At 48.8% G+C, this 22,987-nt stretch carries 18 protein-coding genes and 1 pseudogene; 8 read left to right on the forward strand and 11 right to left on the reverse strand.

All coding sequences use genetic code 11. The annotated features are described in order from the left end of the window. Window positions 1-160: pseudogene (locus C8R14_RS11040) on the reverse strand (IS481 family transposase); the annotation flags it as partial. A gap of 428 nt (window positions 161-588) precedes the next feature. Then, window positions 589-777: a hypothetical protein gene (locus C8R14_RS11045; RefSeq protein ID WP_041353484.1), complete on the reverse strand. Its 189-nt coding sequence runs from the start codon at window positions 775-777 to the stop codon at window positions 589-591. Window positions 778-1,039: 262 nt separating this feature from the next. On the opposite strand from C8R14_RS11045, the gene C8R14_RS11050 reads away from it, so the two are divergent. Next, entirely contained in the window at window positions 1,040-1,264 is a 225-nt protein-coding gene (locus C8R14_RS11050) for an AAA family ATPase (protein ID WP_256211983.1), read from the forward strand. Between the two features lie 290 nt (window positions 1,265-1,554). Here the strand turns inward: C8R14_RS11050 and C8R14_RS11055 are convergent, their stop codons facing one another. Both C8R14_RS11055 and C8R14_RS11060 read right to left on the reverse strand, forming a co-directional pair. Continuing rightward, the gene (locus C8R14_RS11055; protein ID WP_011634351.1) at window positions 1,555-3,480 is read right to left on the reverse strand and encodes an FTR1 family protein; all 1,926 of its coding nucleotides are present in this window, start codon (window positions 3,478-3,480) and stop codon (window positions 1,555-1,557) included. 350 nt (window positions 3,481-3,830) lie between these two features. After that, on the reverse strand, window positions 3,831-4,310 hold the full coding sequence (locus tag C8R14_RS11060) for a protein YgfX (protein ID WP_011634352.1): 480 nt from the start codon (window positions 4,308-4,310) through the stop codon (window positions 3,831-3,833). Between the two features lie 44 nt (window positions 4,311-4,354). Between C8R14_RS11060 and ygfZ the strand changes: the two genes are divergently transcribed. After that, window positions 4,355-5,401, forward strand: a complete 1,047-nt coding sequence (gene ygfZ / locus C8R14_RS11065; protein ID WP_242500147.1) for a CAF17-like 4Fe-4S cluster assembly/insertion protein YgfZ — start codon at window positions 4,355-4,357, stop codon at window positions 5,399-5,401. Between the two features lie 22 nt (window positions 5,402-5,423). On the opposite strand, the gene C8R14_RS11070 is transcribed toward ygfZ, so the two are convergent. The 3 genes from C8R14_RS11070 to queD form a co-directional block, all read right to left on the reverse strand. Continuing rightward, entirely contained in the window at window positions 5,424-6,080 is a 657-nt protein-coding gene (locus tag C8R14_RS11070) for an ankyrin repeat domain-containing protein (RefSeq protein ID WP_011634354.1), read from the reverse strand. 1 nt (window position 6,081) lies between these two features. Then, window positions 6,082-6,846, reverse strand: a complete 765-nt coding sequence (locus tag C8R14_RS11075; protein ID WP_011634355.1) for a TatD family hydrolase — start codon at window positions 6,844-6,846, stop codon at window positions 6,082-6,084. A 68-nt stretch (window positions 6,847-6,914) separates the two neighbouring features. Continuing rightward, window positions 6,915-7,397 carry a 6-carboxytetrahydropterin synthase QueD gene (gene queD / locus C8R14_RS11080; RefSeq protein ID WP_011634356.1) on the reverse strand — a complete coding sequence of 161 codons (483 nt, stop codon included), beginning with the start codon at window positions 7,395-7,397 and terminating at the stop codon, window positions 6,915-6,917. A 16-nt stretch (window positions 7,398-7,413) separates the two neighbouring features. On the opposite strand from queD, the gene C8R14_RS11085 reads away from it, so the two are divergent. Next, the gene (locus tag C8R14_RS11085) at window positions 7,414-8,274 is read left to right on the forward strand and encodes a radical SAM protein (RefSeq protein WP_011634357.1); all 861 of its coding nucleotides are present in this window, start codon (window positions 7,414-7,416) and stop codon (window positions 8,272-8,274) included. 29 nt (window positions 8,275-8,303) lie between these two features. Here the strand turns inward: C8R14_RS11085 and C8R14_RS11090 are convergent, their stop codons facing one another. The 4 genes from C8R14_RS11090 to glgB form a co-directional block, all read right to left on the reverse strand. Beyond that, window positions 8,304-8,591, reverse strand: coding sequence for a helix-turn-helix domain-containing protein (locus tag C8R14_RS11090; protein ID WP_011634358.1), 288 nt, complete (start codon window positions 8,589-8,591; stop codon window positions 8,304-8,306). A 412-nt stretch (window positions 8,592-9,003) separates the two neighbouring features. Further along, complete coding sequence (locus C8R14_RS11095; RefSeq protein WP_011634359.1) at window positions 9,004-9,960, reverse strand: cation diffusion facilitator family transporter; 957 nt, start codon at window positions 9,958-9,960, stop codon at window positions 9,004-9,006. A gap of 24 nt (window positions 9,961-9,984) precedes the next feature. Continuing rightward, window positions 9,985-12,474 (reverse strand): heavy metal translocating P-type ATPase, encoded by a 2,490-nt coding sequence (locus C8R14_RS11100; protein WP_011634360.1) that lies wholly within the window; start codon window positions 12,472-12,474, stop codon window positions 9,985-9,987. A 112-nt stretch (window positions 12,475-12,586) separates the two neighbouring features. Beyond that, window positions 12,587-14,725 carry a 1,4-alpha-glucan branching protein GlgB gene (glgB, locus tag C8R14_RS11105; protein ID WP_373605815.1) on the reverse strand — a complete coding sequence of 713 codons (2,139 nt, stop codon included), beginning with the start codon at window positions 14,723-14,725 and terminating at the stop codon, window positions 12,587-12,589. On the opposite strand from glgB, the gene C8R14_RS14180 reads away from it, so the two are divergent. The 5 genes from C8R14_RS14180 (at window position 14,626) to C8R14_RS11125 (ending at window position 22,804) form a co-directional block, all read left to right on the forward strand. After that, window positions 14,626-14,844, forward strand: coding sequence for a hypothetical protein (locus tag C8R14_RS14180; protein ID WP_242500149.1), 219 nt, complete (start codon window positions 14,626-14,628; stop codon window positions 14,842-14,844). The two genes, glgB and C8R14_RS14180, sit on opposite strands and share 100 nt — an antisense overlap. Before the next feature lie 86 nt (window positions 14,845-14,930). Beyond that, a complete protein-coding gene (gene glgC, locus C8R14_RS11110; protein WP_011634362.1) occupies window positions 14,931-16,208 on the forward strand; it encodes a glucose-1-phosphate adenylyltransferase in 1,278 nt (425 codons plus the stop codon). Between the two features lie 65 nt (window positions 16,209-16,273). Then, entirely contained in the window at window positions 16,274-17,992 is a 1,719-nt protein-coding gene (locus C8R14_RS11115; protein ID WP_011634363.1) for a glycoside hydrolase family 57 protein, read from the forward strand. A 65-nt stretch (window positions 17,993-18,057) separates the two neighbouring features. Beyond that, window positions 18,058-20,082, forward strand: coding sequence for an alpha-amylase/4-alpha-glucanotransferase domain-containing protein (locus C8R14_RS11120; protein WP_011634364.1), 2,025 nt, complete (start codon window positions 18,058-18,060; stop codon window positions 20,080-20,082). Window positions 20,083-20,113: 31 nt separating this feature from the next. Beyond that, the gene (locus C8R14_RS11125; RefSeq protein WP_011634365.1) at window positions 20,114-22,804 is read left to right on the forward strand and encodes an MGH1-like glycoside hydrolase domain-containing protein; all 2,691 of its coding nucleotides are present in this window, start codon (window positions 20,114-20,116) and stop codon (window positions 22,802-22,804) included. The last annotated feature ends 183 nt before the right edge of the window (window positions 22,805-22,987 follow it).

Raw genomic sequence — 22,987 nt, forward strand, 5'->3', positions numbered from 1 at the left:
TCGGTGCATCGTGGGTGAATTCCCGCTTCCGCCACTTCGCTACCGTTTTTGGATTAATCCCATGCCGCTTGGCCAGAACATTCAGACTCTCTTGACTATTTTGTATCGCTCGACGTACCGCCGCTGTCGTGCGGGCGCTTCCGTGTAATATCTGTCCCATAAATCATCCCTCCGTAGCTGGTTATATGTTACACCAGCACACCGTGGGACTAAACAACTAGCTCCGTCTTATCAAAGCAGATATTGGGATACTTTATTTAAAGTACAGTCCACAGGCATTTCCGGCGCCACAGGAGTCTGTCTGTATCAGGCACGCACAAAACCCAGCGGATAATTATAGAATCTTCGGCATAAGCTCACCGAAACCGATTCGGGAAAAACTCAGAAAACCAGCCGCACTGTGGAGCCAGTAGATAAATTGATTACTGGACGTAAACAAAACTGTGGAAAAGATTGCAGACGTAGATAAATCCGTATACAGATATTTATAAAACCACTCTCTCAGTTTCAGGCATAAAAACAAACGATGCCCAATGAAAAACCGCCCGGGAGGGGCGGTTATATTTGTTCTATCATATTTTTCCTTTTTTATTTCGTGATTGCCTGCTCTGTTTTCTGATCGGCTCTTTGATCTGTTTTTTGATCCATTTGGTCTGGCATTGAATCACGTTCCATCATCAGGCTCGGCGGATAGTTGCCGGGTTTATCCGTATCAAGACACCCGGTCAAGACAGTTGAAGCTACTAACAGGGTGGCGACAGTAAGTATGAGTTTCATTTTTTAGTCTCCTATAAGAAAAATATATTGACAATATAACTCTTCTAGCTGGTTTGACTTATTGCCTCCCTTCTCAGGAGACAGTTATTTAATAACAAATATTTTATTTATTGTCAATATTTTTTAATTGTCTCACTTAATAAAATTATAAAATAATCTTTATGTTATAAATAAATGATTTTTAATGCCTTTAATGAAAAAAGACATACCGTGCTCACCAAGCTCTGAAATTCGGGAGTAAAAATAACCTATGTAGATTACGATTACCGGCCCAGCCGGTGCTGGTAAAACAACTGTGCTTGATGTTATCTGCCTGGCACTGTACGGCCGCACTCCTCGCTTCAATAAAGTTACCAAGCGCAAAAATGAAATCATGTCGCGACAGACGGGTGAATGTTTTACTGAAGTACTCTTTGCCACCCAGTCCGGGCACTTCCGCTGTCATTTGAGCCAGCGCCGGGCGCGCAAAAAACTGATCTGCACTTGAACAATTTGAATTTGAACGGAAAAAACAGTAGAAAGCTATCCCGCTGATCCGCAGCTTCATCGTCAGTCTGACACGTTGGATGAAGAAGCACTTGATGCCGCACTGAAAACCCTCGCCAACTTGCAGCAGGAAGGCATGCTGATTGGAATCATCTCATGTTGCCGGGTTGCAGACACTTTAAATAATCTAAAAATCGCCCCTATCACCATTTTGATAAGGATCCTTGCAGTAAAGAGGCCGTTATTGTGCACGCCTGAATATCAATCCAAGCGATTGTCGCAACGAATACTTCAAGCTAACGTAGCTTTGCGTTTATTGTAAAAATAGCCAATTACCAGCAACGCAATGACCGCCAATTGCGACAGGGAAGTCTGCCAGGTTGGAAAAACACCCAGCAGATCAATATGTGGTACCGGTGCCAGCGATACCTCAATCCAACCAGCCTTTTGCAAGGCAGACACCCCTTTCCCGGTAAGCGCAACGGCGAGAACAGCAATCAGCACTGAGCTGGCTGCAAAAAATGTGGAGATAGGCAAACGACGACTGGTTCGCAACAACCCCCAGGCAATCAGTGCCAGCACCAGTACCGCTGCGCCAATACCCCCCAGCAACCAGATTTTCTGATCTTCCTGCCACAAAGTCGCATAAAACAGGATGGTCTCGAATACCTCACGGTAGACCGATATAAAGGTAAGAGCAAACAAAAACCAGGCAGATTTTTTATTCAGCGCATTGCTCATTTTTTCCTTGAGATAAGCCTGCCAGCGATCTCCGGTACTTTTCTGGTGCATCCACAATCCCACTGCCAGCAAAATCAGTGCAGCAAATAATGCCGACAATCCTTCGGTAAGTTCACGACTGGCACCACTGATATCAATCAGATAGTGTGCCACTGCCCAGGTTCCTCCCCCTGCCACCAGTGCAGCTATCCAGCCAGCATGAACATAGCGAAGAGTTTCACGTTTACCAGCCTTATCCAGAAAAGCCAGCAAGGCAACAATAATCAACAACGCTTCCAAGCCTTCGCGAACCAGAATGGTAAAAGCCCCAAAGAAAGTGGTTGTGGCATTACCTGCGCTGCTGGTAAGTTTCTGAGCGTTTACCAGAAGCTCATCAAGCTCTGCCGCCTGCTTTGCAATACTGTCAATACCAATATCTTTGGAAAGGCCAGAACGGAAAGTACCCATACCCAGTTCTATACGAGCACGCAGCGCACTATCAGTAGCACTGAGCTGTAGCTCCACAGGCTCGATACCGTCCAGATAGGCAGATCGTGCAAGCTGGATGGCCTCTTTGCTGTTACCCGCCCGATAAGCATCCACACTGGCAGCCATCCGCCCGCGAGCAAGCGCGATACCGGTCAGTGCCTGTTCTAGTGCATCAGGTTGTGCACGCAAATAGCCTATCAAAGCATGGGCCTGATCCTTACCCAGCACAGCACTGATCTGATCGGCACGAGTACGTGACAGCTCATCCAGATTGCTGATGTGCGCACGTGCACCAATATCCCGCTGCCAGAGAGCCTGCCCTCTTTTAATATCATCTGTATAAGCAAGCGTGCCCGCGTAATAAGCCAGTGCCCAGCGATCAACCTCGCTCAATTGCTCGCTATAGCTGATCATGGAAGTACCCCCCACCCCCTGAGAAATGGTCTGGAAGAGCGACAGAGGGCTGCGCTGATCGGCACGTTCCACATCAGTAAAGGCAATAACAGGCGGATCCAATCCGACTGCAGCCGGGCCATCTCCGTCCCCCTTTACACCATGACAGCTTGCACAGTGGCTTTGATAAAGCGTAGCACCCCGGGCAAGATCGGGTGCTGTAGCAGGTGAAGTTGGAATAGGATAAGCTGTCAGCAAGGCATCCGCCAGTTGGTGAGCCTGCAATGCAACTTCAGCAGCATCGGCCTTATTCTCTACCAGGGTTGTCAGACTATCGGCCTGTGTCAGCAAAGAAGCTTTGTCAGTATGCTCCGGAAGTGCAGCAATTTGCGTGCGTACTGCTGCTGAAAATTCTCGCATTTCGGCAAACTCAGGATCATTTATGACTGTTCCCTTATCCACGGCTCCGGCGTAGTCGGTCCCCAGATAGTCGAGCATCTGCCAAGTCTGAGGCACCAGTGAAATAACGTTATCTGCCCGGATACCAAAAGTTAAAGCCAGCAACAAGAAGAAAACGAAGAAACAGGCTGAAGGATGTCGATTGATTGAGATCATGAAGCCTCACACTTGGTCGATTGATCTGTAAGAAAATATTGGGAAAGTAAGCAATATAACACGAACGACCGCAAATGCGTGTCATTATCATTACAGATTGTAGTAATCTACTATGCTTAGAATGATAAAATTTGAACAAGACTCAAAAATATTGATGAGACTGAAACGTCAGCAATAACGATATTTTATTCTAAAATCCACCAGAGAGAGCAGTCTTTGATAACCGGATCTTGCAGGTAATCACCCTTGAAAAATTCTTGCTGCTGATTGCCGTTTTTCGGAACGAATCAAGTTTTCCTGTCATTTATGCACACATAACGTGAAAAATAGAAGTTTCCCGACTGGGAAAATTAGTGTCGCTTTTCTCTGTTTGAAAATTCATCCTGCCATCTCCATTTTAACCAGACACGCAGTCGCCTGAAGCTGCCTGCATCGATGTTGTCCGGCAAGATGACCACTGTGCGATACCGGTATGTTTGTTCCATCTTCAGGCAGAGTACAGTCATATAGGGGGCGACAAAGGTACTAGCGTCGATGACGGTATTAATGGATTTTCCTACGCAAGTCTCTATTTTGCAGCGATTTCTTCCAGTCAGATGCAGTGTCATGATGGATTGTGGAAAGGCAAGCCAGGCGTAGCGCCGCAGGTAGTAATAGAGACTACCTGCCAACAGCAAGGTGATCATAATCTTCACCACCACGGGCAATGCCAATGGCCAGAACACACCAGCTGCCGTACAATGCGCAAGGCTCAGCAACACTGCCAACTGTCTGGAAGGTTGCAGCTGAATTGACAGCGCACTCTCCGATTGATTATTGATATCACCCAACGTAATTTTCCTTTCTTTCCATGAACCCTGACTGGTTTACATTTTTGACAAGCCGCAATGCCCATATCGAACAAAATCGGGTGTTGCATTTTGGTCAACCCGACGTTGAATTGGCACAAGTAGAATCAGCATCAGTGCTGATTGATCTCTCCCACCTCGGTCTGATCCGCTTTTCTGGCGAAGAGACACAAAAATTTTTGCAGGGGCAGTTAAGCTGTGATGTTCACACCACCGATTCCGGCAAAGCCACTTATGGCGGCTACTGTACGCCTAAAGGTCGTCTGTTGAGCAGCTTTTTGCTATGGCAGAACATTTCCGACTACAGCTACCTGATGCAGCTCCCGGCAGAACTGACGGAAACCATTGCCAAACGACTGAAAATGTTTGTACTGCGAGCGAAGGTGATCATTCAGGATCATACCGAAGATTGTATTCGTATTGGTGTTGCCGGCAAGAATGCTCACACATTGCTGCAAAATACGTTGGCAGGAACGGTTCTCCCCACCCAGCCCTTGGCTATAACAGCCATTCCAGACGGGCAGGTAATTTGTCACAGTGAAAACCGGTTTGAAATTCTGATTTCCCCGGCCCACGCACTTTCATTATGGGAGCGACTAAGCAGTCAGGCACGTTGCGCGGGTGCCGCCGCCTGGGACTGGCTGGAAATTCAGGAAGGAGTCCCGGCAATTTTCAAAGCTACCCAGGAGCAGTTCATCCCGCAAATGATCAACCTGGATGCAATTGGTGGGGTCAATTTCAAAAAAGGGTGTTATCCCGGCCAGGAAATCGTTGCTCGTACGCAATATCTTGGCAAGGTGAAGCGCCGCATGTACCGGGCTCATCTGGATTCAGATTCACCCCTGGAGATTACGGCAGGTGACAACCTGTTCAGTGCAGATACTGGTGGTCAGGCATGTGGAATGATCGTTAATGCTGCTCCTGCTCCTGCTCCTGCTAAAGGCGTTGATGTATTGGCAGTGATTCAGGTCAGCAGCATAGAAGCTAATCCAATTCACTGCAAAACACCGGATGGTCCGCAGTTGACTATCCAGTCGCTTCCTTATTCAATACCTGATCAGCACTCCCATTAAGCAAAAGACAACAGCAATTTAATCAGTCTTGCCGTTTATGCGTCAGTAACTGCACGATATCAGTATGTCCGCGTTTCTGGGCCCAAGCCAATGCCGTACCATCGGCTTCGTTTCTGACTGAAACATCTGCACCATGTTTCAGCAGCAGGTCAACGGTATCATAATGATTACCACGTGCGGCCATCATCAGCGCTGTTGTGCCGTTATCCGTGGTGGCGTTAATTCTTGCGCCATAATCTAGCAAAAATTCAACAATCTGCTTATAGCCTTTACTGGCCGCATAAATCAGCGGGTTCCAGCCATCATGATCAATTTTGGCACCCTTTGCATAAAGTCGCTTGATCAGATCCAGCTGCCCGTAATAGCTCGCCAGCATAGTGGCTGTTTCACCATATTTGTTTTGCAGATTAGGATTCGCGCCTGCCTCCAGCAGCAACCTGCCCATCTCCAAATTTTTGTTGCGGGCAGCTAGCATCAGCGCTGTTTCACCATGCAGATCGCGTACATCCGGGCTCGCACCTTCCTCCAGCAAGTTTTTAACGCGATGGGTCTTATTGTTCTCTACCGCCGAGATCAAATCCTCATCTGCACCGGCGTAAGCAGGCAAGTACAGGCAAAAGGCACACAACAGGGTGATGACTGATACAATACTCCACTGATTCCACAAATATTTGTTCATTTCAGGTCACCTTGAACAAGTTGAAGAAATTATTGGTTGTTACCGCAGCAATTTCAGCAACATCCGTTTCACGCAACCGAGCGATTTCCTCGGCAACATGCCGGACAAATGCAGGTTGATTAGTTTCGCCCCGATGAGGGACGGGCGCAAGGTAAGGAGAATCCGTCTCGATCAGCATCTTGCCGGCTGGTACTTTCTTTGCCACCTCTTTAATAATTGCCGCATTCTTGAATGTCACAATCCCGGAGAACGAGATGTAAAAATTTAAATCGAGCGCACGCTGGGCGATTTCCCAGGATTCAGTAAAGCAATGCATCACACCACCGACTTGATCTGCCCCCTCTTCTTTCATAATACGCAATGTATCTTCAGCCGCTGCGCGAGTATGGATGATCAACGGTTTATCGCATTGCCTGGCAGCACGAATATGTCGCCGGAACCTTTCGCGCTGCCATTCAAGATCACCTTTCAGCCGAAAATAATCCAGTCCGGTTTCTCCCAGCGCAACTATCTTGTCGTGATTTGCCAGCTCCAGCAACTGTTCAACTTCAGGTTCTGCCGTGTCTTCGTAGTCGGGATGCACCCCCACCGAAGCAAACAGATTCGGATGTGATTCAGCCAGTGCGCGCACGCGCGGAAAATTTTCCAGATTAACTGCAACGCATAAAGCATGTGTGACCTGACTGATTTGCATATTCGTCAGCAACCCATTCAGGTTACTGGCCAGATCAGGAAAATCAAGGTGACAATGAGAATCAACAAACATAAGATTTACGCATCAGTTTGATTTTTATATTTAAGTAACCAGATTGGAAAAGCCTAAATAACTTCCGCTCAGGATCCAGGAGCCTCTCCCACCAAATCAAATTTGAAATCCACTTTGTTCACATCAGCCCAACAGTTAGGCGTTTCAAACAAACGGATATGTTCCAGCTCCAATCTGCCCGCATATTTGTTCCGTAATGTGCGATGCAAGCTGTCAAAAGCGATTAAGGCAAGATTTTCTGCGGTGGGCTGTACTTCCAGCACAACCGTTTTGTGGCCATCTATTGATTGCAGAAATTCCAGTACGCGAGTATCACCGGCATATACCAAAAAGGCATGATCCCACTGATCCACCAAGGTTTCCCGAATAACACGTTTGACATCTGAAAAATCCATAACCATGCCTTGCTCTGGCGCTCCGGCATCAGTGATAATACCCCCCAAAATCGTAACTTCCAGCACATAGCGGTGTCCGTGCAGATTGCGACATTGGCTCCGGTGGGTGGAGATGCGGTGACCCGCATCAAACTCGAATTTTCGTGTAATCAACATCCCGGGAATTATAACATTGCCACCTACCGCTGGACGATTAAGCCAAGATAATCACAGCCGTGACAGCGCCGGTTTGACCTATGTCTACCCGGTCATTTCTCGTCGTGCTGGCGGAATATCCATCGGTATCAATCTCAACCCTAACAATGCTTGCAACTGGCGCTGCATTTACTGCCAGGTACCCGATCTCAAGCGTGGCGTAGCCCCTGCCATTGATTTGATCAAGCTGGAGCAGGAATTGCGTGCTTTTCTGTACGAACTGCTATTTGGAAATTTTATGCTGGAGAGCGTTCCGCTGGAAGCCAGAGTAATCAAAGATATCGCTTTATCTGGCAATGGCGAGCCGACCAGTGCGCGGGAATTTGAACAGATCATTGAGATCATTGGCAGGACAAAAGCTGATTTCCCCCTGCCGGAAAAACTTAAGCTGGTACTCATCACTAACGGCAGTTTGATTAACCGGGTTGCAGTACAAAAGGGCCTGCGCCGGATGGCAGAGCTCAATGGCGAAGTCTGGTTCAAGCTGGACAGTGTTACGCAAGCCGGGCACTTGCACATCAATAACACCCAAGCAAGTTTACAGCGTATGCGCGACAATCTGCGAACTGCAGCCTCGCTCTGCCCGATCTGGCTTCAAACCTGTGTATTCAAACTGAATGGCGCACATCCTAACAAAGCAGAAACCGATGCTTATATCTGCTTTGTTCGTACGTTGTTATTGGAAGGAACTCGAATCCAGGGGGTATTGCTTTATACCCTGGCGCGCCCTGCCTTGCAGCCGGAAGCGACAATCCTCTCAAAAGCAGATCCGGATTGGATAGAAGCCTTCGCTGACAAAATCAGGGCGCTTGGTATACAGGTAAAAACAACTGCTTGAGAACAGAAACAGTTCGAAGAAAACCAAACTTACTTTAGTTGTTTAGCTGATTTTTTAAGGTTTTTATATAGATCAGGGTGTTGGGTCTTCAGCATTGCTGCGATAAGGAGGTCATCTCTTTTTATTCTGGTCAGATCAACATGTTCAATGTGGACCAGCCTCAATAACTCCCTCACTGCTTTCGGCATTTCCCGGCCACTTTCATAACGCGAACCACCACTCTGGGTCACGCCTACCTTGCTCCAGAATTCCTGCTGATTCAATCCCAATTTCTGACGTATTTCTTTCGGGTTGGGTATGCTCTTAAAAAGTTTCATTTTATTTTCTTTCTGGATATCAAAAATATAAGTAGTGATTTAGTGCAATATCATATTTTTGTTATCGTCATAAAAAGGTCTGACTTAAGCTCATCCATGCATTCATTAAGAATATTTTTACCCGTCTTTTTTATCCTTTTAAGCATGGTTTCGGACAAAATACTTATTCCACAAGGATAAAATCATCAATCTAAAATTAATCTTGTGGAGTAAGACAGCTTGAAGGAATACCGTTACATCACGATTCTTGCTCACATCCAAATATGAGAGTGGAATATTACGGTAGAAGTTCGCTGGAGCTGTATGTGTTACACAATTATTCCTGAAAAATCAGAAAACGATTTCCCAGAAAAATAAATTGGGCTTCTTTATTACCAATAACATGGCATGAAAGCCCTGATCGAGCGGAATTTTATCGATGCTCATGTTCAAGCTGTCCGGGCGGATCAATCTGTACAGTAACATGATCAATGGCATAACGTTCCCGCAACCAGGACGATACCAAAGGAGGTAGAGAAAGTGGATCAACACCACGAGCAGGACTGACATGAACAGTTGCAATAGTGGTTTCATCCGCCAGAATCCAGGCATGGAAATGCCCAGCTTCTTCAATTTCCGGTAGTTGTGTCAGGCCGTTCTCTACCACTCGTGTATCCATGCCACGAGGAACAACCTGCAGCAGCACATGTACTGAATCCTTGACCAGCACCCAGGCAGAACGGATGATCAGTAAGGCAACAAGCACCGACAGAATCGGGTCAAGAATCGTCCAGCCAGTAAACATGATGCCAACAGCCGCTGCAACTGCACCCACTGACCCGAGCAAATCGCCGATTATGTGCAGTAGGGCGCCGCGCAGATTGCCATCTTCCTTGTTACCTGACCACAAAACCCATGCCCCGACCAGATTTATAACCAGGCCAATCACAGCCACGATCAACATGGGCCCAGCCAGAATCTCCGTCGGTGTGTGCATCCGCCCGATCGCTTCCAGGATGATCCAGACTACCAGAAGCAACAAAGTCACGCCATTGGCCAAAGCTGCCAGTACACGCACGCGGTGAAAACCATAAGTTCTCGTACTATCAGCCGGTTTCCTGGCAATGCGATAAGCCACCAGCGCCAATAACAGTGCAGCCGCATCCGAGATCATGTGACCTGAATCAGCGATCAGCGCCAGCGATCCGGACAGCCACCCACCGATTGCCTGTATCAGCGCATAACCAGCAGTAAAAAAGAAGACAAACCGAATGCGGCGCTCGTTACCGGCTGTGATGACCTGCTTATGGTTATGATCATGGTTGCGGTCCCGGTCATCATGACCATTCTTGCCATGCTCAGGGTGCGGGTGAGGTTGTGGAACAGTCACAGGTTATTTTTCCAACCGAAAATCTTACGAAGCTATCAGCGAAGGCGGCTGGAACCGGCGCAAGCGCAGCGCGTTGCCCAACACAAACACACTTGACATTGCCATGGCGCCTGCCGCAAAGATCGGGGACAACAATAAACCCAGAGCGGGATACAGCGCACCAGCCGCCAGGGGAATCAGAGCAGTGTTATAGGCAAATGCCCAGAACAGATTCTGGCGGATATTGGTAATGGTTGCTTTCGACAGCGCAATCGCATTGGGTACAGCTTGCAGATTACCGGACATCAGCACCACATCAGCCGATTCCATCGCGATATCGGTACCGGTACCGATCGCCAGACCAACATCAGCCTCGGCCAGCGCCGGCGCATCATTAATCCCGTCACCGATGAACGCTACTCGCCCGTAGGTGGCTTTCAGACGACGCACCACCTCAACCTTTCCTTCGGGCAGCACCTCGGCCACCACGTCATCAATACCCAGTTGTCTGGCAATTGCCTGCGCAGTGCGTGCATTGTCACCGGTGATCATCGCTACCTTGAGGCCTAATTGATGCAGTGCCGAAATCGCTGCAGGTGTGCTGGATTTGATTGGATCTGCAACCGCCACAATGCTGGCCAGTTGACCATCGACAGCGGTATAAAGCGGTGTCTTACCTTCATTTCCCAGACGTTCAGCTGTTTTGGCAAAACCCGTCACATCTATTCCCAGTTCACGCATATAACGATCAGAACCAACTTTTACACTGATACCCTCCACCGTGGCGCACACACCTTTGCCAGTGACGGATTCAAATTCAGTCACTGCCGGTAGCGTGATGCCCTCCTGTGCCGCTGCTTCGACGATGGCGCGAGCAATTGGATGTTCCGAGCGCGACTCCACCGCCGCAACCTGTGTCAATACCTGATTGCGATCAAAGCCGGGCGCAACTTCCAGATCAGTCAATGCAGGCCGGCCTTCGGTCAGAGTACCAGTCTTGTCCACCGCCACGACCCGGGCATCCTTGAGCAATTGCAGCGCTTCACCCTTACGAAACAGAATACCCATCTCGGCACCGCGACCAATGCCAACCATGATGGAAGTCGGCGTGGCCAAACCCATCGCACAAGGGCAGGCAATAATAAGTACTGCCACTGCATTGACCAGTGCAAACGTCAGTGCCGGTGCAGGACCAAAAATCAGCCAGATCAGAAAGGTAATTACCGCAGCCAGCATAACGGCTGGTACAAACCACAGTGTCACCTTGTCCACCATTGCCTGAATGGGCAGCTTGGAGCCTTGCGCCTGCTCAACCAGGCGGATGATCTGCGCCAGCATGGTTTGTCCGCCCACGGCAGTTGCACGTAATATAAAAGCGCCCCGTTGATTGACGGTCCCGCCTACCACTTCGCTACCAACCGTTTTTTCGACAGGAACAGGTTCACCGGTAATCATTGATTCATCCACAAAACTGCGACCTTCCACTACTTCGCCATCTACCGGTATGCGCTCGCCGGGACGGACTTCAACACTATCGTCCAGAGTAACTTCACCGATCGGGATATCAACAATATTGCCATCGCGCAATACATGCGCCACCTTCACCTGCAAACCAACCAGTCGCCTGATCGCTTCAGAAGTACGTCCCTTGGCGCGTGCTTCAAGAAAACGACCCAGCAAAATCAATGTAACGATGACGACTGCTGCTTCGTAATAAACGTTTACAGCGCCAGCGGGCAAAAGATCAGGAGCAAAGGTAGCAATCACGGAATAACCGAATGCAGCAACCGTCCCCACTGCTACCAGTGAATTCATATCCGGTGCCAGCCGCAGCAGTGCTGGAAAACCTTTTTCATAGAAACGGCGCCCAGGGAAGATCATCACCAGCACGGTCAATGCAAACTGCAGATACCAACTCTGCTGTATACCAATAGTAGCCATCACCCAATCATGCACAGCGGGAATCAGGTGTGATCCCATCTCAATTACAAATACAGGCAATGTTAATGCACTAGCCAAGATCAAATCCCGCTTGAGTAGCGCGCGTTCTACGTCCTTCTTTTCTGTCGCTTCATCGCTGGCCTGTGCCGTGGTATCCATGGCTTTGGCGGTAAAACCCGTGTTCACAATGGCATTGATTAGCGTGTCAGCATCGGCCACCCCATGCACTGTGGCATGTTCCGTCGCCAGATTCACGGTTGCTTCCTGCACTCCGGGCACAGCTTTGAGCGCCCGTTCGATACGCCCCACACATGAAGCGCATGTCATACCTTCCACTACCAGTTCAATGATAGTTGCAGGAACATCAAATCCTACTTTCTCAACTGCTTGAATCAGTGCCATGCGATCAACCGAATTCGCAAGATGGATATCTGCGCGCTCGGTAGCCAGATTAACCGATACATCACTCACCCCCTCAACCTTGGCCAGTGCCGCCTCCACTCGACCAACACAACTTGCACACGTCATGCCCTCGATAGGCAGACTGATCATTGTGGCGCCAGCTTGAGCTTGATTATCATTTGATGCGCCCATATTTTGCTTCCCCAAATCAATTTTCGATATACAGACTGGCTCTTTTGCCACTCTTATATGAAGACAAACCTTAATCTGAATAAATTCCTGCTTTTACAAGCACAATCTGCTGTCAAATCAGAATGATACCCGCCAGCGGCGGTAAGGTAATGATGATGGAATCAACTTGACCTGACCACTGCTGCCCGGTCGGAACAATATCCCCAGGGTTACCGATATTGCTGCCACCATAGTAAGTTGAATCGCTGTTGAATACTTCTTGGTATGTTCGGGATTCCGGTACGCCTACTCGGTAGCCGGTACGTGGCACTGGTGTGAAATTCAGGATCACCAGCATGAATGATCCATCTCTGGCACGGCGCTGGTAACTGATAACTGACTGTTCCGAATCATGACAATCAATCCAGGAAAATCCTTCAGTAAAAAAATCCAGCTCATGCAACGCTGGTGTATCCAGGTAGAGGTGATTCAGATTCCGCAATAACATTTGTATACCACGATGCGGATCACGCTCCAGCAGATACCAGTCAAGTTCATGATTAACCCGCCATTCACGTCCTTGAGCAAATTCATTGCCCATAAAGTTGATTTTTTTGCCTGGGCAGGTCATCTGGTAGGTAAACAGCAAACGCAGGTTGGCAAACATTTGCCAGACATCTCCCGACATCTTGTCCAGCAGGGATTTTTTGCCATGTACCACTTCATCATGCGAAAGCGGCAAAATGAAGTTTTCGGTATAGGCGTAAAGCTGATTGAACGTTAGTTCATTGTGATGGTAATGCCGGTGAATTGGATCCAGTTGCATGTAATTCAGCGTATCGTTCATCCATCCCATGTTCCATTTCATGGAAAAACCCAGCCCGCCCAGATAGGTCGGACGAGATACTGCTGGCCAGGAGGTGGATTCCTCGGCAAAAGTAAGCGCACCGGAAAATTCACCATGCACCATCGTGTTCAATTCACGCAAGAAATCAATTGCATCAAGATTTTCACGCCCACCAAAACGATTGGGCAGCCATTCTCCTTCTTTGCGCGAATAATCCAGATAGAGCATCGAGGCCACCGCATCCACACGCAGCCCGTCAATATGGAAAACAGACAACCAGTAATGGGCGCTGGAAAGCAGAAAGGATTTCACCTCACTGCGCCCGTAATTGAAAATATACGTCCCCCAATCCTGGTGATAACCCAGGCGCGGATCTTCATGTTCATAGAGCGCTGTACCGTCAAACCGTGCCAATGAAAAACTGTCTTGTGGAAAATGTGCCGGCACCCAGTCGAGAATCACACCAATTCCAGCCTGATGACATTTATCCACAAAATACATGAATGCTTCTGGATTACCATAGCGGCTGGTTGCTGCAAAATAACCTGTTACCTGATATCCCCAGGATTCATCCAGCGGGTGCTCGGAAATTGGCAACAGCTCAACATGGGAATAACCCATCTCTTGTAGATAAGGAATCAGGTGATCGGCTAATTCCTGATATGAATAGAAGCTGCCATCCGGATGGCGTTTCCACGAACCTACATGCAGCTCATAAATATTGACTGGCGCATGTAGCCAGTCCCATCCTGCGCGTTGCACCATCCAGTCGTTATCCTGCCATTCATACCGGCTTTCAACTGGCGTCAATGCGGCATTATTGGGACGCAATTCATACCTGGTTGCATAAGGATCGGTCTTGAGCAGGATTTCTCCAGTTGAATGATTTCTGATCTCATATTTATATAACGTACCTCCGGGCAGATCCGGAATAAACAATTCCCATACCCCGCTGTGATCACGCGCCATCATAGGGCACACCCTGCCATCCCAGTGATTGAAATCCCCAACGACACTTACCCGTTCGGCATTGGGTGCCCATACGGCAAAACGTGTGCCCGTAACGCCTTGATTTTTGACCTGATGGGTACCCAGCATGTGGTATGCCTGGAGCAGGCGCCCTTCATTGAACAGATACAGATCATGTCCTGAAATCTGTACTGGAAAAGCATAAGGATCATAGCGCTCCTCAATTACCCCGGTTTCTGCATGTTCCAGACGCAGTAAATAAGGACGCGTAACAGCCTCCCCCTTCCACTCGAAAATACCTGCATCGTGCGTGCACTCCATCACCTGGAAACCGGATGAAGTCTGCAGCCATACCCGTGACATATACGGTTGAAACACTCGAACCAGCTCACCGCCCGGAACAGAATGTATCCCCAGATAAGAGCCGGGGGCATGCAGCCTTGCGGCCAATAACAATGATTGCGCAGAATCACCTGCTAAATCTCGGGATGGGGATGGGAAAGGCAAAGATTTCATCGGTATGGGCTCGCTATTACCTGCAGTGTCGGCTGGTAATGGTTATTCGGATCAAGTAAGATAAACATGGAAACACAGGGTATGCGGTTTTTTTAAACACTGCAAATCAGTGAGGTAACCATGAACGTTCAAACAGGCTGTCCAGATGAATAACAACCCGCGCTTTGTCAGCACACTTACTCGCAACACACTGGCGCTGATCCTGGCAGGCGGACGCGGGACGCGCCTTAAGAACCTGACAGACTGGCGCGCTAAACCGGCGGTTCCCTTCGGTGGCAAATTCCGCATTATCGATTTCACGCTGTCCAATTGCGTCAACTCGGGTGTACGTCGTATCGGCGTCGTCACACAATATAAGGCGCAAAGTTTGATCCGCCATATTCAACGTGGCTGGAGTTTTTTGGATGGCCGGTTCCATGAATTTATCGAGCTGTTACCTGCACAGCAACGTACCGAAGAGGGAACTTGGTACCAAGGTACCGCTGATGCTGTTTTTCAGAATCTCGACATTATCCGCACGCATAACCCCAGCTATGTACTGGTCCTAGGTGGTGATCACATCTACAAAATGGATTATGGGCAAATACTGGCTGAACACGTCGAAAAACAGGCCGATTTGACAATCGCCTGCCTGGAAGTTCCGATCGAAGATGCCAGCGCATTCGGCGTTATGGCGGTTGATAACGACTCGCGTATCACCAACTTTACCGAGAAACCCGCTCACCCCGCCCCGATCCCAGGCAAACCCGGGCACGCTCTCATCAGTATGGGTATTTATGTTTTTAACGCGAAATTTCTGTATGAACAACTGATTCTGGATCACGACATGAATCAATCATCACACGATTTCGGTAAAGACGTGATACCCCGCCTGGTAGCGAGCAATATTCAGGTTTATGCACATCGCTTTCAGAATAGCTGCGTCAACATGGATTCAGGTGTACCTTACTGGCGTGATGTCGGTACAGTAGATGCATACTGGGAGGCAAATATTGATCTCACCACTATCACGCCGGATTTGAATCTGTACGATGAAGACTGGCCAATATGGACATATCAGGAACAACTGCCTCCTGCCAAATTTGTGTTTGATGACAATGATCGCCGTGGCCAGGCACTGGATTCAATGGTATCAGGCGGATGTATTATCAGCGGGGCAACAGTACGCCGTTCTCTGTTGTTTTCTAATGTTCAAGTACGCTGCTTCAGTACCATTGAAGACTCGGTCATTCTGCCTGACGTCAGTATCGGCCGATATGTTCATCTCAGACAAGTGGTGGTGGAAAAGGAATGCCAGATCCCGGAAGGCCTTGAAATTGGTTTTGATCCTGTTGCAGATAAAAAACATTTTTATGTCACGGACAATGGGATTACTTTGATTACACCGGAAATGTTGAGACAGCAAATTCACTATACTCGCTGAAATTTCCAATCCAGCTTTCCGGCCGATTGATCTCTATCAACTTTCTTTACACGATTTGATATGCCATGACCAGCCATTCTTCTAAACTCGATCTTGTGTTGCTCTGGCACATGCACCAGCCAGACTACCGGGATTATAAAACCGGTGAATTCATGTTGCCGTGGGTATATTTGCATACTATCAAGGACTATACCGATATGGCGCACCACCTTGAAAATCACCCGGGTATCCGGCTGGTGGTGAACTTTGTTCCTGTCCTGCTGGATCAGCTGGAAGATTACGCTGATCAATTTGCTGGCGGCACGATTCGTGATCCATTACTGCGCTTGCTCTCCGCGCCAGATCTTGATCATATTTCTCCCAATGAGCGCTTGCTGATTCTGAACAGCTGCTTCCTGAATAATCACGAAACCATGCTCAAACCTTATCCGGCTTATCAGCATCTACGTGATCTGTATGATCATCTGCAAAAGACGAATGACAAGGAACTGATGTATGTCTCCGGCCAATACCTGGCCGACCTGCTGGTGTGGTACCACCTCGCCTGGATGGGCGAAAGCGTGCGCCGGGAAAATGAATGCATTGTACACCTCATGTCTCAGGAAAAACTGTTCAGCCATGGTGATCGTATCCTGCTGTTTAACCTTATTGGCGAACTCATCCAAGGTATTATTCCGCGTTATCGTAAACTGGCAGAATCCGGCCAGATCGAGCTTTCCACCACACCGCACTATCACCCGCTAGCTCCCTTGCTGATTGATTTCACTTCTGCCCGGGACAGCCTTCCTGAAACGCAACTGCCAGCCAATCCGGTCTACCCTGGTGGGCGCAACCGGGTAGCGTTTCATCTGCAATCAGCTATTGACAGCCACCGGCAGCGTTTTGGCAGCGAACCTTCCGGTGTATGGCCAGCCGAGGGCGCAGTATCAGAACCGCTACTGGATATCCTGGCCGGACACGGTCGTCAGTGGTGTGCCAGCGGTGAAGGCGTGTTGGCCAACAGCCTGCACAAATCTTATCCTGACCAGCCCTTGCCTGCCCGCAGCGAATATCTTTATCGCCCTTATCGGTTTGAATCCGGTAATAACAGTATTCTGTGTTTCTACCGGGATGATCAGCTATCCGATCTGATCGGATTTGAATATTCAAGATGGTTTGGGCGTGATGCTGCAGAAAATCTTGTCCAGCGGCTTGAACATATCCGTAGTGAAACAAACGGCAATCCCGCTCCAGTCGTCAGTATTATTCTTGATGGAGAAAATGCCTGGGAAACTTATCCCTACAACGGCTACTATTTTCTGGATGATTTGTATGAAATACTTGAAAAAAATGCTGATATCCGTACGACAACCTTCCATGAATACATCGCCGGGTTATCCGAAAACAACATTGAAATTACCCGATTGCCGTCGCTGACGGCCGGCAGTTGGGTATATGGCAGTTTCTCCACCTGGATTGGAGATCATGACAAAAATCTGGCATGGGATTTATTGTGTGCCGCCAAACAAAGTTACGATCTTGTCATGCAAGGATCACGCTTGACGGATGAAGAAAAATTGGCTGCCGGACAGCAGCTCGCTTCCTGTGAGAGTTCCGACTGGTTCTGGTGGTTTGGTGATTACAACTCGCCACACTCAGTAGAAAGCTTTGATCTGGCTTTCCGCAAAAATCTTGCCAACCTTTACCGCCTGCTGAACATACCCGTTCCGGTGACCATTCTCGAACCCATCAGTTATGGCAGTGCATCCACAGGCAAAGGTGGCGCGATGCGGCATGCCTCTTAGAGGGCTCACAAAAAATGTAATACTGGCAATATGAAACAACCGATAAATATTTAAGGATATCCCAGATGACCTCATCCGTATCATTGCTGTTTGGTGTCCACGCCCACCAACCGATTGGCAATTTCCCCGAGGTCGTTATTGATGCGCATGAACGCTGTTACAAGCCCTTCCTGCAAACTTTATACCGCTATCCGGAATTTCGTTTTGCCATCCACTTTTCCGGCTGGTTGCTGGATTTTCTATTTGAGCACTACCCGAAAGATATGGCGTTATTACGTGAGATGGTCACACGCGGGCAGATCGAAATATTTGGTGCAGGCGATACCGAGCCGGTACTGGCGGCCATTCCCGAGCGGGATCGCATCGGCCAGCTCAAGACCTTTTCGGCTAAACTCAAGAAAAAGCTGGGGCAGTCGCCACAAGGCGCCTGGCTAACTGAGCGTGTATGGGAATCCACTATCGTGCCTGCTTTGGTTAATTGCGGTATCCATTATGTAATAGTGGACGATTACCACTTCATTTGTACCGGAAAAAATAAAATAGAACTTGATGGTTACTTCAGTACTGAAGAAGATCATCACAAGCTTGATCTTTTTCCCATCTCCGAAGCATTGCGTTACCGGCTCCCCTTTTCTCCTGCGCTGGAAGCCATTGCCTATATTGAATCCCTGATTGATCAGTCCACAACCGAGCATCAACCTGCAGCAGTCTATTTTGACGACATTGAGAAATTCGGCATCTGGCCAGAAACTTATCAGTGGGTTTACGAACACGGCTGGCTGGAGAAATTTATCCAGGGTGTACTGGCTTCTCCTCATATCCAGCTGCAGCACTACCGGGATTATCATGCCAGCGAAAAAACCCGTGGCATCGTTTACCTCCCCACCACCTCCTACATCGAGATGAATGAATGGACGCTGCCCGCTGAACCTGCTCATATTTATGATGATCTGGTGCAGCAAGCCAAATCCACAGGTCAGTACGAACAAACCAGATCTTTCCTGCGCGGAGGAATGTGGAAAAACTTTTTTTCACGCTACCCTGAATCCAACTGGATGCACAAGCGCATGCTCGGCCTGTCCGCACGTTACGCCAGCCTGCCGGCCAGGCAGCGGACCTCTGCCATGCAACGATGCCTGTACGCTTCCCAGGCCAATGATGCCTACTGGCATGGTCTATTTGGCGGTCTGTATCTGCCGCATTTGCGGCGCACCGTCTACAACAATCTGATTGAACTGGAAGCGCAACTCGATCAGTGTGAATCGCGCAATATCTACTATCATGAGGATACTGATCTGGATGGCACGGAGGAAATCTATCTGCAAAACGGGACTGTGCAGGCAGTTTTGAAACTCAACAGCAGCGCCAGCATCTGCGAACTGGACAGCTATCCACTGAAACACAACTTTGCCGATACCCTCGCCCGCCAGACTGAGCATTACTACCGAAAGATCCAACCGGGTCTACAGGGAGCTTCATCTCATCAGCAATCAGGAATAGCTTCAGCACATGATCGAGTCAATTTCAAACATGCTATTAGCCAGGCAGATATGGAACCGGATCTGTATGCACAACACCTGTTTATTGATCGTTTAAACGGTGAGCTGCTGGATTATCAACTGCACCCCTCAGATAAGGCAGATGAAGTTATTTTTCAGGCGATAACAGATTTCGGGTCAATCAGTAAATGCTTTCGGATTATCAGCAACCAGCTACTTGTCATCTATGTATGCAGCGGGGAAGCCAGTGGATACATGCAGACAGAAATCAATCTGGCCATGCCCAGTTGCGACGGACCGGGCGGACGTTACATCCGGAATCACACTGTGCTGTCCGGCTTCGGACAACCCATCGAACTGGATAATCTGACAGCCATTACACTGGAAGACGACACGCTGGGCGGCAGTCTGTCACTTGATATTTCACCTGTAACAAAATTTTATGCCTGCCCGCACTTCACCGTTTCTCAATCGGAAGGCGGATTTGAAAAAATCATGCAGGCAGTCAAACTAATACTTACCTGGAAGATAACGGATGACCAGCAGCAACATATTACCCTTCGTTTTGATGAAATGAACACTACTGTTTGATCCGGCCCAGATAAAGAATAATGGAGCTACCATGATAGAAGAATCCGGTCGTCTCAAACTATGTGATGAAGAGCAGATTCCCTGGAAAAAATGGGGTCCGTATCTAAGTGAGCGGCAATGGGGCACGGTGCGCGAGGATTACAGCGATAACGGCGATGCCTGGAATTACTTTCCGCATTACCAGTCTGGCGCTCGCGCTTACCGCTGGGGAGAAGATGGCCTGGCCGGTATTAGCGATGACCGGCAGTTGCTTTGTTTTGCATTGGCGCTGTGGAACGGACGCGATCCGGTACTAAAAGAACGCCTGTTTGGTCTGACCAATCCACAAGGCAACCATGGCGAAGACGTCAAGGAATATTATTTCTACCTGGACGCCACGCCCACTCACAGTTATCTGAGATATCTCTACAAATATCCGCAAACAGCCTATCCTTATGAAGATCTGGTCACCACTAACGGGCGACGCTCCCGGCAGGAATCGGAATATGAACTGCTGGACACAGGTATCTTTGATGAGAACCGGTATTTTGATATTTTTGTGGAATACGCTCAAACTGTGCCGGAAGATATCCTGATCCGCATCAGCGTTATCAATCGTGGCCCTGAAACAGCAGACTTACGACTACTGCCGACACTCTGGTTCCGCAATACCTGGTCATGGGAACCCGGTTCAGCTAAACCGCAGCTATCCCAGGAGGGTAATCAGAACGAATGCCGGATCATTCGCGCCAAGCATAACGAACTGGGAGATTACCAACTGTATTGTGCAGATAAACCAACCCTGCTCTTTTGCGAAAACGAAACCAACGCCTGGCGGCTGTTTCGCAACAACAATAAAGGCCTCTACACCAAGGATGGAATTAACGACTATATCATTCATGACAGAACAGACGCCATTAACCCTGCCAACAGCGGTACCAAAGCAGCGGCAGACTATGCTCTGAGTATCCCTTCCGGAGAAACTCACATAATCAGGTTGCGGCTGTGCAAGGCTGATTCTGTCAAGGCAGATATATTTTTTACCGGTTTCGACGAACTCATCGACCAGAGAAAGCAGGAAGCCGATCATTTCTATGAATCACTGTCCGGTGACCGGTTGAATAAGGAACAGCAACGTGTCCTGCGGCAGGCATTGGCTGGCATGATATGGACCAAGCAATATTATGAGTTTGATGTAGCACGCTGGCTGAATGAGCACCCCCGGCACAGCACACGCAATGCTGACTGGCAACACATGCAATGCCGGGACATCATTTCCATGCCAGATAAATGGGAATACCCGTGGTTTGCCGCATGGGATTCCGCTTTTCACGTTCTGCCCCTGGCCATGATAGATCCCACCTTTGCCAAACAGCAGCTCAATCTGTTTCTGGAAAACCGCTACCAGCACCCGAATGGACAGATTCCAGCTTATGAATGGAACTTTAATGATGTCAACCCGCCCGTTCACGCCTGGGCCGTCTATGTGGTTTATCAGATCTGCCAGGATTACCATAGCCAGAACGATCTGACATTCCTGAAATCCGCCTTTGCCAGCCTGGAACACAATTTCTCCTGGTGGGAATCCCACCGCGAGCCGGATAAAAACGTGTATGAAGGCGGATTTCTGGGACTGGATAATATCGGGGTATTCGATCGCAGTGCCGCGCTGCCAACCGGCGGCCATCTGGAACAATCAGATGCCACCGCCTGGATGACATTGTTCTCGCAGAGTATGTTGCAGATTGCATTGGAGCTCAGCCTGCACGATCCAGACTATGAACAAAGAGTGCTCTCCTACCTGAACAAATTCATGGCCACTGCCGCCGCCATGCAGGATATCAGCGATGAACACCGCGACATGTGGGATGAAGAGGATGGTTTTTTCTACAATGTCCTGCGTTTCCCGGACGGCCACTCCACCCGCATCAAGGTACGTTCACTCGTCGGGCTGCTGCCGTTATGTGCCGTGACTGTAGTAGAGGAATCCACGCTAAACAAGCTGCCGCAGGTTGCAAAATATTTTGAAAATCTGGTCAAACGCAGGAATCATCTAACCGCCCATATCTTTTGTCCGATCAAACCTGGCGTGGAAAATCGCCGTCTGCTGGCAATTATGGATGAAAAGAAATTGCGGCAAATATTGACAAAAATGCTCGATGAACAGGAATTCCTGAGCCCTCACGGTATTCGATCATTATCGAAATATCACCAGGAACATCCCTACGAATTTCACTGGAACGGACAGACTTTCTCTGCAAATTACCAGCCAGGTGAATCTGATTCAGCCATGTTTGGAGGAAATTCCAACTGGCGCGGTCCTGTCTGGGTACCGGTCAATATCCTGATCATTCGCGCATTGCTGGCGCTGTATGCCTACTACGGAGAGAATTTCCGGATCGAATGCCCCACCGGATCCGGCAGGCAGTGCAACCTGTTCCAGGTTGCGAGAATGATTGCCGTAAGGCTACTCCATATCTTCCTGCCGGATGAATATGGCCGACGACCGGTGTTTGGCGGCACTGAAAAATTCCAGACCGATCCCCACTGGCGGGATTGCCTGCTGTTTTATGAATACTTCCATGGCGAGGATGGCTCGGGGCTGGGCGCCAGCCACCAAACCGGCTGGACAGGCGTAATGGCCGCCCTGCTGAGTATCTTCGGCTCCCTGGAAGAAGAAGAACTGGCAGAACTGGGCATGCAGGAAATACCGGCCATCCTCGCAGGAAATAACAATGTATAAACCCATCCCCTGACAAACCTCTGGCTACCACTATCCGGGGTAAAAATACGAGAGACAGCCACCACACCTAAAAGAAATCAACCAATTTGCATCAAACATCTTGTCTGCCAGACAGCAACCTTCATAATTCACACTACTCATCCAATATTCATGAGTGGATTAAGCTCAGATAATCTATTAAAG

The organism is Nitrosomonas eutropha (genome assembly GCF_003201195.1).
Classification (GTDB): Bacteria; Pseudomonadota; Gammaproteobacteria; order Burkholderiales; family Nitrosomonadaceae; genus Nitrosomonas; species Nitrosomonas eutropha.